The organism is Sphingomonas benefaciens (assembly GCF_052907485.1).
On record NZ_JBREIC010000001.1, the window covers coordinates 962,564 to 974,883 of the forward strand.

11 protein-coding genes are annotated in these 12,320 nt (G+C 67.2%); 7 read left to right on the forward strand and 4 right to left on the reverse strand.

Annotated elements, in window-relative coordinates:
• The first annotated feature begins 9 nt into the window (after positions 1–9).
• From yidC to dapE, 4 genes are all read left to right on the forward strand, one after another.
• The gene (gene yidC / locus ACU5AX_RS04700) at positions 10–1,731 is read left to right on the forward strand and encodes a membrane protein insertase YidC (RefSeq protein ID WP_446689858.1); all 1,722 of its coding nucleotides are present in this window, start codon (positions 10–12) and stop codon (positions 1,729–1,731) included.
• Positions 1,728–2,399, forward strand: a complete 672-nt coding sequence (yihA, locus tag ACU5AX_RS04705; protein WP_446689859.1) for a ribosome biogenesis GTP-binding protein YihA/YsxC — start codon at positions 1,728–1,730, stop codon at positions 2,397–2,399. The genes yidC and yihA overlap by 4 nt, the downstream gene beginning before the upstream one ends.
• 154 nt (positions 2,400–2,553) lie before the next feature.
• Entirely contained in the window at positions 2,554–3,216 is a 663-nt protein-coding gene (locus ACU5AX_RS04710; protein ID WP_446689860.1) for a glutathione S-transferase family protein, read from the forward strand.
• Positions 3,217–3,221: 5 nt separating this feature from the next.
• Positions 3,222–4,337, forward strand: a complete 1,116-nt coding sequence (gene dapE / locus ACU5AX_RS04715) for a succinyl-diaminopimelate desuccinylase (protein ID WP_446689861.1) — start codon at positions 3,222–3,224, stop codon at positions 4,335–4,337.
• A gap of 10 nt (positions 4,338–4,347) precedes the next feature.
• On the opposite strand, the gene ACU5AX_RS04720 is transcribed toward dapE, so the two are convergent.
• The 3 genes from ACU5AX_RS04720 to ACU5AX_RS04730 all read right to left on the reverse strand — a co-directional run bounded on the left by ACU5AX_RS04720 (position 4,348) and on the right by ACU5AX_RS04730 (position 7,134).
• Entirely contained in the window at positions 4,348–4,863 is a 516-nt protein-coding gene (locus ACU5AX_RS04720; RefSeq protein WP_446689862.1) for a Smr/MutS family protein, read from the reverse strand.
• A gap of 25 nt (positions 4,864–4,888) precedes the next feature.
• The gene (gene mltA / locus ACU5AX_RS04725) at positions 4,889–6,199 is read right to left on the reverse strand and encodes a murein transglycosylase A (RefSeq protein ID WP_446689863.1); all 1,311 of its coding nucleotides are present in this window, start codon (positions 6,197–6,199) and stop codon (positions 4,889–4,891) included.
• 287 nt (positions 6,200–6,486) lie between these two features.
• Positions 6,487–7,134 carry a Tim44/TimA family putative adaptor protein gene (locus ACU5AX_RS04730; RefSeq protein WP_446689864.1) on the reverse strand — a complete coding sequence of 216 codons (648 nt, stop codon included), beginning with the start codon at positions 7,132–7,134 and terminating at the stop codon, positions 6,487–6,489.
• A 179-nt stretch (positions 7,135–7,313) separates the two neighbouring features.
• Here ACU5AX_RS04730 and secB point away from each other — a divergent pair, with 179 nt between their 5' ends.
• The 3 genes from secB to trpS are packed head-to-tail and all read left to right on the forward strand — an operon-like array spanning position 7,314 to position 10,452.
• Complete coding sequence (secB, locus tag ACU5AX_RS04735; RefSeq protein WP_198352504.1) at positions 7,314–7,823, forward strand: protein-export chaperone SecB; 510 nt, start codon at positions 7,314–7,316, stop codon at positions 7,821–7,823.
• Positions 7,824–7,849: 26 nt separating this feature from the next.
• Complete coding sequence (gene murJ, locus ACU5AX_RS04740; RefSeq protein WP_446689865.1) at positions 7,850–9,439, forward strand: murein biosynthesis integral membrane protein MurJ; 1,590 nt, start codon at positions 7,850–7,852, stop codon at positions 9,437–9,439.
• The gene (trpS, locus tag ACU5AX_RS04745; RefSeq protein ID WP_446689866.1) at positions 9,436–10,452 is read left to right on the forward strand and encodes a tryptophan--tRNA ligase; all 1,017 of its coding nucleotides are present in this window, start codon (positions 9,436–9,438) and stop codon (positions 10,450–10,452) included. The genes murJ and trpS overlap by 4 nt, the downstream gene beginning before the upstream one ends.
• A 90-nt stretch (positions 10,453–10,542) precedes the next feature.
• On the opposite strand, the gene dnaA is transcribed toward trpS, so the two are convergent.
• The gene (dnaA, locus tag ACU5AX_RS04750) at positions 10,543–11,982 is read right to left on the reverse strand and encodes a chromosomal replication initiator protein DnaA (RefSeq protein ID WP_446689867.1); all 1,440 of its coding nucleotides are present in this window, start codon (positions 11,980–11,982) and stop codon (positions 10,543–10,545) included.
• Positions 11,983–12,320: the final 338 nt, after the last annotated feature.

Below are 12,320 nucleotides of genomic sequence, written 5' to 3' on the forward strand. Positions count from 1 at the left end.
GGTCGGACCTTGAACAACGAACGTCAGAATTTTGTCCTGTTCGCGGTCCTCGCGGCCCTGATCCTGTTCGCCTGGCCACTGATCCAGGGGAAGTTCTTCCCGGTGGCCAATCCGCCGGTAACCAAGATCGAGAATGGCAAGTCCAAGGCCTTGCCACAACCGTCGGCCGATCCCGCCGCCGACAATCCGACCGCGATCCGCAACCGCGACCTCGTGCTGCGGGAAACGCCGCGGGTCGCCATCGACACGCCAACGCTGAAGGGTTCGATCAACCTCAAGGGCGCGCGGATCGACGACCTGGTCCTCGTCAAGTACAAGCAGGACATCCGCAAGGATTCGCCGCCGATCCGCCTGCTGTCGCCGGCGGGGTCGCAGGACGCCTATTTCGCCGGCTTCGGCTGGCGTGACGAGGGGCTGAGCCCACCCGCCCCCGACACGGTGTGGCAGGCGAGCGCGCCGGTGCTGAAGCCCGGCCAGCCGGTGACGCTGCAGGCGCAGAATGCGCGCGGCCAGCGCTTCCAGATCCGCCTGTCGGTCGACGACGGCTATATGTTCACCGTGACGCAGACGGTGGCGAACGCCGGCGGCGCGCCGGTGCCGGTCGCCCCCTATGGCTATGTCAGCCGTGTCGGCGTGTCCAAGGACCCCGGCACCTGGCAGATCCACACCGGGCCGATGTCCGTCCACAATGGCGGCGCGCATTACGGCGTCAACTTCAAGGATATCGACCAGACGCCCGACCGGTTCACCACCACCGGCGGCTGGCTCGGCTTCACCGACAAATATTGGCTGACCGCCCTGGTCCCTGATCAGGCGGCGCAGTTCGACGGCCAGTTCCGCTCCGGCGGCGACAAGCAGTATCAGGCCGATTACGCCTTCGCGCCGAAGCTGCTCGCGCCCGGCAAGGCATTGACCCAGACCAGCCGTTTCTTCGCCGGTGCGAAGGAAGTGAAGCTGCTCCAGCAGTATGAGAACCAGCAGGGCGTCGCCAAGTTCGACAAGGCGATCGACTGGGGCTGGTTCGAGATCCTGGAAAAGCCGATCTTCACCTATCTCGACTGGCTGTTCCGCATGGTCAGCAATTTCGGCGTCGCGATCATCCTGCTGACGATCACCATCCGCGGCCTGATGTTCCCGATCGCACAGCGCCAGTTCGCCAGCATGGCGAAGATGCGCGCCCTGCAGCCGAAGATGAAGGCGATCCAGGACCGCTACAAGGACGACAAGGTCGTCATGCAGCAGAAGGTCATGGAGCTGTACAAGACGGAAAAGGCGAACCCGCTCGCCGGCTGTCTGCCGACGCTGATCCAGATCCCGGTGTTCTTCGCGCTGTACAAGGTGCTGATGCTGACCATCGAGATGCGGCATCAGCCGTTCTTCGGCTGGATCAAGGATCTGTCCGCGCCCGATCCGCTGACCCCGGTCAACCTGTTCGGCTTTCTCAATTTCACCCCGCCGCACATGCTGGCGATCGGCGTGGTGCCGATCGTGCTCGGCATCTCGATGTTCTTCCAGTTCCGCCTCAATCCGGCACCTATGGACGAGACGCAGAAGCAGGTCTTCGCGGTCATCCCCTGGGTGCTGATGTTCGTGATGGCCAGCTATCCGGTCGGCCTCCAGGTCTACTGGATCGCGTCGAACTTCCTGGCGATCATTCAGCAGCAGGTCCTCTATGCCCGCCATCCCGAGCTGAAGACCGCTGCGGCAAAGACGACGGTCATCGCCAAGTGAGCGAGGACGGTACGCCGCTGGACCAGGGCTTCACGCCCGAACTGATCGAGGCGGCGCGCCGGACCTTCGCTGGGCCCGTGGCGTTCCTGAAGTCGGCGCCGAGCCTGAAGTTCCTGCCCGATCCCGACGTGCCGGAGGTCGCCTTTGCCGGGCGGTCGAACGTCGGCAAATCGTCGCTGCTCAATGCGCTGACCGGGCGCAACGCGCTCGCGCGCACCTCGAACACGCCGGGGCGGACGCAGGAACTCAACTTCTTCGACGTCGCGGGCAATGGCGAGGCGCCCGCATTCCGGCTGGTCGACATGCCGGGCTATGGCTTTGCCAAGGCGCCAAAGGACGTCGTCCGGACGTGGCGGTATCTGGTCAACGACTATCTGCGCGGGCGCGACGTGCTGAAGCGCGTGCTGGTGCTGATCGATTCACGGCACGGCATCAAGGACGTCGACCGCGAGATCCTGGGCATGCTCGACAAGGCGGCGGTCAGCTATCGCCTGATCCTGACCAAGGCCGACAAGGTTAAAGCGACCGACCTGGCCGATGTCATGGCGCGGACGGCCGAGGACGCGCGCAAGCGGCCCGCGGCGCATCCCGATATCTTGGCGACGTCGAGCGAGGGCGGCATGGGTATTCCCGAACTGCGCGCCGCGGTGTTCGAAGCGATCGGCTGATTCCGCTGGCCGTCGTCCCCGCATTGGCGGGGATACGGAATTGCCGAAACCGGCACCATCAGCGCCAGCGCCTCCGGCCTGCCTTCGCGGCAATGCCGGATGTGTCCGGGCTACCCGCTGGACCTGCTCTGCCCGCGTCGCTACGCCTGCGGCCATGAAGCTCATCATCGGCAACAAGGCCTATTCCTCCTGGTCGCTGCGCGGCTGGCTGGCGTGCAAGCAGTCGGGCATATCGTTCGAAGAGGTGGTCGTGCCGCTCTACGACGCCGAATGGGACCGGCGGCGCGAGGGGGCGGAGTTCGCGCCGTCGAGCGGCAAGGTACCGATCCTGTGGGACGGCGATGCCGTGGTGTGGGACAGCCTGGCGATCGTCGACTATCTCGCCGACAAGGTCGGACGCGAGCATTTCTGGCCGGCGGACGACGCCGCACGCGCGATGGCGCGGTCGATGGCGGCGGAAATGCACTCCAGCTTCACCGCGCTGCGCCGCAAGCATCCGATGAACATCCGCCAGCAATTTCTCGCGCAGCGGCCGGACGACGACGTCATTGTCGACCTTGCCCGCGTGATGGAATTGTGGGCTCAGGCGCGCGCCCGCTTCGGCGGTGACGGCGCCTATCTGTTCGGCGATTTCGGCGCGGCGGACATCATGTTCGCGCCCGTCGTCACCCGCATCCTGACCTATCAGCTGCCGATCGCCCGCTTCGCCGCCGCCTATATCGATGCGGTCGTGCAGCATCCCTTCCTGCAGGACTGGATCGCCGCGGCACAGGAAGAGGATTGGGTGATCGAACAGTTCGAGCAGCCGGCACGGTGAGCCACATGATCGACGTTGTCGCGCTCGCGCAGGCGCTGTTGCGCGCCGGCAGCGTGACGCCGGCGCGCGGACCGGTGTTCGACGTGCTGGAGGCGGCGCTGACCGGTATCGGCTTCGCCGTCGACCGCTTCGTCTGCGGAGAGGCGCCGGACGGCCCGGTCGAAAATATGATCGCGACCCGCCACGGCACCGGGCGACACCTGGCCTTCGCCGGCCATGTCGACGTCGTGCCGCCCGGCGAGGGCTGGACCGGATCGCCGTGGAGCGGCGAAGTGCGCGGCGACCTCCTCCACGGCCGCGGCGCGGTCGACATGAAGGGCGCGGTCGCGGCCTTCGCGGCGGCGGCGTCACGGGTCGACGGCGCCGGACCGCTCAGCCTGCTGATCACCGGCGACGAGGAAGGCCCGGCGACCTACGGCACTCCGGCATTGATCGCCCGCATGGCAGAACGCGACATCGCGCCCGACCTGTGCCTGGTCGGCGAGCCGACTTCGGTCCACCGGCTCGGCGACATGGTCAAGATCGGGCGGCGGGGCTCGGTCAACATCTGGATCGACGTGCCGGGACGCCAGGGTCACGTCGCCTATCCGCACCTCGCCGACAATCCGGTGACGCGTCTGGTGCGCGCGCTCGCCGCGCTGGACGCGATGCCGCTCGATGCCGGCAATGCCTGGTTCCAGCCGTCGAACCTGGAGATCACCGAGGTCAGCGTCGGCAATCCGGCGCATAACGTCATCCCCGCTGCGGCCGCGGCGCGGCTCAATATCCGCTTCAACGACGAACAGACCGGACTTGGCCTGATCGAACGCGTTACCGACATCGTTCATGCCGAGGCGCCGGAGGCGCGGGTCCACGGCACGATTTCGGGCGAAGCCTTTCTCACCGAACCCGGCGGGCTCACCGCCCTCGTCAGCGGCGCCATTTTAGCGAAGACCGGGATCGAGGCCGAACTCTCGACGACCGGCGGCACGTCCGATGCCCGCTTCCTGTCTAAACTCTGCCCGACGATTGAATTCGGGCTGATCAATGCGACCATGCATCAGGTCGACGAGGCGGTCGCGGTCGCCGACCTCGAAACGCTGACGGCCATCTACGCCGACGTGATCCGCCGGGCGGCCTAGCGTCGGAGGATCAGCGCCGCCGCAGCACGATGTAGAGCGCGCCCTGCCCGCCATGACGCGGATGCGCACCTCGCACCGCCGCGATCGCATCGGCATGACGCGACGCGGCGAGCCAATCGGCGATCGCCGCCCGGATCGCACCGCGCGCGTGGGGCCGCTCGCTCTCCGGCCGTGGCGGCTTACCGGTGACGAGCAGCAGCACCCGGTCGCCGCGCGCGATCGCCCGCTCCAGCCCCTGGTCGAGCAGGGCATGCGCCGAGGCCAGGCTGTGACCGTGCAGGTCGATCGAACTGTCGGGGATGACGATCCCGCGGCCGAGCTTCTTGTCCCAGCCGCCGTCGAGCGTGTTGGGACGCGGCTTGGCAGCGGCCGGCGGAGCCACGGGCAGGCGTGGTGGCGGCACGCGCCCGGCGGGCTTCGGCGGCTTTGCCGCCTGTGCGGGCGCGGCGGCGGGCGGCCCCGCCGCCGGCTTGCCGACCGGACCCGCCGGCGCGGCCGCGGCCCGCAGTGGGCGCACGGTCGCCATCACCCGCGCCCATAGCGCGGCTTCGTCAGGGTTGAGCTGGCGCACCGGTCTGCATTCGGCTCAGCGTTCCGATCGGCAGCAGCACGAAGGCGGTGCCGCGCGCCGCCATGCCTCCGGCGGTCGCCTCGGCCACCGGGCCGGCGCCCCAGAAAGTGTCGAAGCGGTTGGCACCCTTGATCGCGCCGCCGGTATCCTGCGCCACCCACAGGCCCGTGGCATCCTGACGATCCATCGACAGGAAGACCGGCGCGCCGAGCGGGACGAATTTGGTGTCGACCGCGGCGCTGATCCCGCCATTGACGACATAGCCCATCGCGCCGAGCGGCGGCGTATCGATCTCGCGGAAGAAGACGAAGCTCTTGTTCTCGTTCATGATCGCCCGCCCCTGTTCGGGGTTGGCGCGCAGCCAGGCGACGATCCCCTGCATCGAGGTCTGGCCGGGGCCGATCAGCCCGCGCGCCTTCATCAGCGCGCCGATGCCGGTATAGTCGCGGCCGTTCTGACTGTCATAGCCGATCCGTATGACGTCGCCATTGGGCAGTCGCAGCCGGCCGGACCCCTGCACCTGCAGGAAGAATACCGCCGCCTCGTCCGCGCCCCAGGCGAGGACCGGCGCGCGTCGCTCGATCGCCCCGCCGACGATCGCGGCGCGGTCGTAATAGGGGATGAGATTCTTGCCGTCGACACGGCCGCGGATCTTCTTGCCCTTCAGATCGGCCGAGAATTGGCCCAGGTCCACGTCGATCAGATCGTCGGGCCGGGCATAGATCGGCACCTCGTAGCCGGGGCGGCGCTCACGCGATGCGGCGATCTCCGGCTCGTAATAGCCGGTGGCGAAGGCGCGGCCGTCGCCGACCTGAACCGCCTCGAAATTGGTGATGAAGAAATCGCGGGCGCCGCCGCGGGCTACGCTACGCGCCGCGGCACAGGCGGTCTGCCAGTCGGCGCCGCGGGTCAGGCCGCTGGTGTCGGTACGGCGCATCAAGCCGGGGCAGCTGGTCAGAAACGCCTGCCGCGCGGCCTCCGCCTGCGCCTCGGTGATCGGCAAGGTATCGATCGCCGGGCCCGGCACCACGCCGGCGGCGGCGGCGGTGGTGGCGCCGGGCAGCGGCTGTACCGGCGTCGCCAGCAACGGTGTCGCCGGCGCGATGCGGCCGTCGAAGCCACGCCCGCTGGCAATCACCTGGCCGGCACTGGTCGGACGGGGCGGCATCGGCCGCGGCCGCTCCTCGCCGCGCACTGGTGGCCGTTCGGTCGTAAGCGGCACGACGCGCCCGCCGCAGGCGCTGAGCGCAAGCGCAAGCGCGATCGATCCTGTTACGCGTTTACCGATCATCGTCCGTCCCCGGATAGCCCCCGCCGTGACACGCGGGTTTCGACAAGGGCACTGCCTTAAGGTGACGGGGGGCGACAAGCCCGGCATGGAAAAAAGACCATCGGAAACGGCTTCGGAACACCCGAGCAAACCCCATCCGCCAGCGGCGGCCTCCTATGCCCGAGCGAAAGGATAGACGGATCTGCGTTCGAAGCAGAAACGCCACCACGGACAAGGGTCCATGATGGCGCTTCGTATCTCTATGCCGGCCCTGCTGTAGGTCCGACGGCCGTCCATGGCGGAGACGTCTACGCTTCGTCCGTATCCGCCAGCTTCCAATTTGGATCGCGGCTCTTCAGCGTGCGGCTGAAAGTCCAGAGATCGTGCGTCTCCACCGCATCGGTCAGCGAACCGGCGATCACCTGTCCCTCGGCATCACGCGTCACGGCAGCAATGTCGGCATCGAAGCGGACGACGATGCGCGCCTCGCGACCGTCGAGCACCGCATCGGCGATCGTCGCGCGCTCGATCGAGATCAGCCGGTTTTCCAGCGTCTCCCCGGCTTCACGCCGGGCCGCAATCGCCTCGCCGAAGGCATGGGCGACATCCGGCTGCGCCAGCTCGGCGATCGTCCCCTCGTCACCTTGCCAGAATGCCTCCAGCGTCATGCGATAGGCGGCCTGGGCGCCCTGCAGGAACTGCGCGACGTCGAAACCGGATTCACCCGAGATGATCGCGCGCAGACCGGCCTCGGCCTTCGGCTCGATGTTGCGGTTCTGCGGCTCGCGAACGTCGGCCGCGACGTCGATCGTGCGGGGCACGGCGACGGCCGCCGGACGCTCCTCTGCTGCCCGCGCGAGCGGCTGCTGCTCGTGGCCGGTACGCTTGCCGAGCACGCTGTACAGGCGGAGCGCCAAAAACGCCGCCACCATCGCGAGAAGAACCACGTAAACCACCGTACCTCCGATCCTGACCGCTACATAAGCCTATCGCGGCCGTTATTCAAACCGGCGGCGTTGAAACCACCCGCCTGCGCTGCTAGCGCGGGCGCCATCGCGACCGAACGTTCGACGGGCAGCTTCGGTCCCATCTTTCTCTAACGCCAGCCCGTCAGACTCTTTCAAGGACTCATCGCATGGCCGACCAGGACAACGGCACCTCGTTCGACACCCAGCCGCTGGCGAACGGCGCCGACACCGGCCCCGCCGCGGGCCTGATCTCGCAATATGTGAAGGATCTCTCGTTCGAAAATCCGAACGCGCCGGCGATTTTCCAGAACCCCAATCCGCCGCAGATCGACGTGCAGTTCAACATCGGCATGGCACAGGTCGCCGACGAGGTGCACGAGGTGATCCTGAAGATCGACGTCAAGGCAGAGGCCGAGGGCCAGACCGCCTTCATCGTCGACCTGACCTATGCCGGCCTGTTCGGCCTGCGCAACGTGCCCGCGGATGCGATCCAGCCGTTCCTGCTCGGCGAGGCGCCGCGCCTGCTGTTCCCCTTCGCGCGTCGCGTGCTCGCCGATTGCGTGCGTGACGGCGGCTTCCCGCCGCTGCTGCTCGAGCCGATCGACTTCGGTGCGCTCTACATGCAGCAGGCCGAGGCGCAGGGCCAATTCACCGTCGGCGACGTCGGCAACGCCTGAGCGCACGGCAGGCGGGGACGACGGGGGTGAACCTCGCCAAGGCTTTGGGTTCGGTCGGCGGGCTGACGCTCGCCAGCCGCGTGCTCGCGCTGGTTCGCGACACGTTGCAGGCCACCTATGTCGGTGCGGGCTTCGCCTCCGACGCCTTTTTCGTCGCCTTCCGTCTGCCCAACATGTTCCGCGCCCTCTTCGCGGAGGGCGCGTTTTCCGCCGCCTTTATCCCGATGTTCAACCGCAAGGTGGCGGATGGCGGCGGGACGGCGGCCGGTGTCGACTTTGCCGAGCGGGCACTTGCACTCCTGTTTCCGGTACTGCTCGGCTTTACCGTCTTGATGATCCTGGCTGCCTGGCCAATCACCTGGGCGCTATCGGGCGGGTTCGACCGTCAGCATCCGACCCCTGAGCAATTCGCCTTTGCGGTGACGCTGTCGCGCTTCACCATTCCCTATCTGATGCTGATCTCGCTGGTGTCGCTGCTCGGCGGCATCCTTAACTCGCTCAACCGCTTCTGGGTGAATGCGGCAGCGCCGATCCTGCTCAACGTGGCGATGGTCGGCGCCCTGCTGTTCTTCCACGGCGGCGATCCCTATGCGACCGCACGCGCCCAGGCGATATCAGTCACCGCGGGCGGGGCGTTGCAGCTGCTCTGGCTATGGTGGGCGTGCCGCCGGGCCGGCGTCCGATTGGCCTTGCGCATCCCGCGCATCGACGATGACGTCAAACGCCTGCTGACGCTGATCGTGCCGGCCGCCGCAGGCGCTGGCGCGGCTCAGATCAATCTTGCCATCTCGACGGCTTTAGCCGGGCATCTGCTTGCCGCCGGCTCAATATCCGCAATCTATTACGCGGATCGGCTCAATCAGTTGCCGCTCGGCCTGATCGGCATCGGTCTCGGCACGATCCTGCTGCCGGTCGTTAGTCGCCTGTTGTCCGAAGGTCGCGAGGCGGAGGCGATGGAGACGCAAAATCGCGGCTTGGAATTGGCGCTGTTCCTGACGCTGCCGGCGACGGCCGCCTTCGTCTTTGCCGCCGAGCCGATCGTGCGCGGCCTGTTCCAGCACGGCGCGTTCGACGCGACCGATACGACGCGTGCGGCGCAGGCGCTTGCCGCCTTCTCGCTCGGGCTGCCCAGCTATGTGCTAGTGAAGGTGCTCACGCCCGGCTTCTACGCCCGCGCCGACACCAAGACGCCGGTCCGGCTGGCGCTCTATTCCGTGGCGATCAATCTGATCGGCAATCTGATCCTGATCCCGACCCTTGCGCACTGGAACATCGGCCAGATCGGGCCTCCTCTGGCCACTGCGCTCGCGTCAACGGTCAACGTCGCCTCGCTCTACATCGTGCTTGCCCGCCGCGGTCATTTCGCGCTCGATCCGCAACTGCGCCGTAAGGTACCGCGGCTTGCGATCGCGGCGCTGCTGATGGGTGGCGCCCTGCTGATGGTGACGCCGTGGGTTGAGCCGTATCTCACCCATTCTCTGGCCGCCCGCGGCCTGGCGCTCACCGTGCTGGTGGGCGCAGGCGTGGCGATCTACGCGCTCGCCTGCGTGGCGACCGGCGCCTTCCGCCTACAAGACATCCGTTCCCTCCTCCGTCGCAGAGCCTCGTCCCGATGACCACCAAGCGCGTCGTATCCGGCATCAAGCCGACCGGTAACCTCCACCTCGGCAACTATCTCGGCGCGGTGAAGCAATGGGTCGCCATGCAGGACGCGATCCAGGCGGAAGGCGGCGAGACGCTCTACTTCATCGCCGATCTGCACGGCTTGACCGAATGGATTGCGCCGGCGGATCTGACCGCCAACACCATCGAGATGACCGCGACGCTGGTCGCCGCTGGCATCGATCCGTCGCGCTCGATCCTGTTCAACCAGGCGCGGGTGACCGCGCACAGCGAGCTCGGCTGGCTGCTCAACAACGTCGCGCGCGTCGGCTGGCTGAACCGGATGACGCAGTTCAAGGACAAGGCGGGCAAGAACCGCGAGGGCGCCAGCGTCGGCCTCTACGACTATCCCGTCCTGATGGCCGCCGACGTGCTGCTCTACAACACCACCCACGTCCCCGTCGGCGAGGACCAGAAGCAGCATCTCGAGCTGGCGCGCGATATCGCGACCAAGTTCAACACCGATTATGCGACCGATCTCTTCACCCTGCCCGAGCCGCTGGTCAGCGCCGCGGCGCCGCGGATCATGAGCCTGCGCGATGCCGGGGCGAAGATGTCCAAGTCCAACCCATCCGAACAATCGTTGGTCAAGCTGATCGACAGCGACGAGGTCATCGCCGACAAGTTCAAGAAGGCGAAGACCGATCCCGATCTGCTGCCGGCCAGCGTCGACGAATTGGCCGAGCGCCCCGAGGCGCGCAATCTGCTGACGATCTTCGCCGCGCTGGCGGATCGGACGCCGCAGGACGTGCTGAACGACTTCGCGGGCAAGGGCTTCGGCGCGTTCAAGCCGGCGCTGGCCGATCTGGCGGTCGCCAAGCTCGGGCCGATCCGCGACGAGATGGTGCGGCTGCTCGACGATCGGGCGGCGATCGAGGCGATCTTGGAGCGCGGCGCCGAACAGGCTCGCTTGCTCGCGGCGCCGGTGCTGCGCGACGCGCAGGCTGCGATGGGATTGCTGCGCTAGGTTGCCGGCGGGGACGACTTCGGTCGTCCCCTGCCACCCGCGCCCCGGCCTCCTTCTCCCGCCGGCCTCGCCGACGAGCCGCGATCGGGTCTAGGCTTCGAGCTCGCGCATCAGCGTACGCACCGCAGCGTCGATGTCGCGATCCTGGTCGCGCAATTCCTCGATCTTGCGCACGGCGTGGATCACGGTCGAGTGATCGCGCCCGCCGAACTTGCGGCCGATCTCCGGCAGCGAACGGGTGGTCAGCCGCTTGGCGAGATACATGGCGATCTGGCGCGGGCGCGCGACCGCACGACTACGCCGGGCGGACACGAGATCGAGCGGCTTCAACTCGAAATGCTGGCTGACCAGCTTCTGGATCTCGTCGATCGTCACGCGACGCTGCGCCCCGCGCAGCACATCGCCCAGCGTCGCCAGCGCAAAGTCGAGGTTGATCCGGTCGCCGGTCAGCTGCGCATAGGCGACGACGCGGTTGAGCGCCCCTTCCAGCTCGCGGATATTGGCATGGATGCGCGCGGCCAGCAGGTCGAGCACCTCGGCGGGGACATCTGCTTCCGGCAGGTCGGCGAGTTTCCTGTCCAGTATAGCACGGCGCAACGTCAGGTCTGGCGCCTTGATGTCGGCGACCAGCCCCACGGCCATGCGGCTGACGATCCGCGCCTCGACGCCGTCGAGTGCCTGCGGGCACCGATCCGCAGAGATGACCAGGCGCTTGCCCGCGCTCATGATCTCGTTGACCGTGTGGAAGAATTCTTCCTGCGTCGCATCCTTGCCGGCGATGAACTGCAGATCGTCGATCAGCAGCAGGTCGGCGCTGCGCAGCCGCTGCTTGAACGCGAACGTGTCGCGGGCGCGCATGGCGGCGACGAAGTCGAACATGAAGCGCTCGGCCGACATGCACAGCACGGTGGCATCGGGATGCGCTGCGAGGAAGGCATGGCCGATCGCATGCATCAGATGCGTCTTGCCCTGCCCGGTGCCCGAATGGAGGAACAACGGGCTGAACCGCGGCGGGCCCGGCTCGGCCAGCGCCTTTGCGGCATTGAAGGCGACGCGATTGGCGGTATCGACGACGAATCGGTCGAAGGTGAAACGCGGATCCAGCGGTGGCCGTTCGGTCGCTTTGCCCGGTGTAGCGGCGGCGACCGCCGGCCGGGCCGGCGCGGGCTGCGGTGCCGCCACGGGCTGCACGGTCGCCGGCTTCGGCGCAGGCGCGTCCGCGACCAGCTTGACCGGGGCAGCACCGGCAGCGCGCGTCTCGATCGCAACGCTGCTGACCGCAGGGATCAGGGCACGAAATTCAAGCAGCAGTCGATCGGCATAATGATTGCGGACCCAATTGGCCATGAAGGCCGAGGGCAGGCCGAGGCGGATCGTGTCCGGCTCATCCGCGTCCTCGATCAGTTCCATTGGCTTGAGCCACTGTTCGAACAAACGGGCGCCGGCCGATTCGCGCAGGTTGGAGCGGACGCGAGCCCAGGCGTGTTGCGCCTCGCTCCCGGTTTCCGCCACTGCCTGCACCTTGACCACGCACACGTCTCCCTTGCTCGCGTAACGGCATGTCACGCGCAGCGGCTCGATCATCAGGACAGACACGTCCCCCATACGGCCCACCGGGCCGTCCGGTATTCCCCAACTGTTCAGTATCCGGCGACGGTGAATCCCGCCGCGGTAGGGGCGAGTTATGAAGCCTGGGCTGAGTCGATCAAGCCCTGCGCCGGTCACTAATGTGAAATAAACGGGATTGACACGCCACGGGCCGCGGAATTGCGTAGAGAAAAATCACAAGTCGTTGTTATTGCTTCTCTTTCTTCGACGGCGCCCAAACCGGCACACACGAATCGCGGTGACTCCGATGGTTCCGATTT

What these genes read in the sequence shown, in the direction of transcription:
- ACU5AX_RS04710 (WP_446689860.1), top strand. Translation starts at nt 2,554, where the DNA reads ATGAAGCTCATCATCGGCAACAAGGCCTATTCCTCCTGGTCGCTGCGC.
- dapE (WP_446689861.1), top strand. Translation starts at nt 3,222, where the DNA reads ATGATCGACGTTGTCGCGCTCGCGCAGGCGCTGTTGCGCGCCGGCAGC.
- ACU5AX_RS04720 (WP_446689862.1), bottom strand. Translation starts at nt 4,863, where the DNA reads ATGGCGACCGTGCGCCCACTGCGGGCCGCGGCCGCGCCGGCGGGTCCG.
- mltA (WP_446689863.1), bottom strand. Translation starts at nt 6,199, where the DNA reads ATGATCGGTAAACGCGTAACAGGATCGATCGCGCTTGCGCTTGCGCTC.
- secB (WP_198352504.1), top strand. Translation starts at nt 7,314, where the DNA reads ATGGCCGACCAGGACAACGGCACCTCGTTCGACACCCAGCCGCTGGCG.
- trpS (WP_446689866.1), top strand. Translation starts at nt 9,436, where the DNA reads ATGACCACCAAGCGCGTCGTATCCGGCATCAAGCCGACCGGTAACCTC.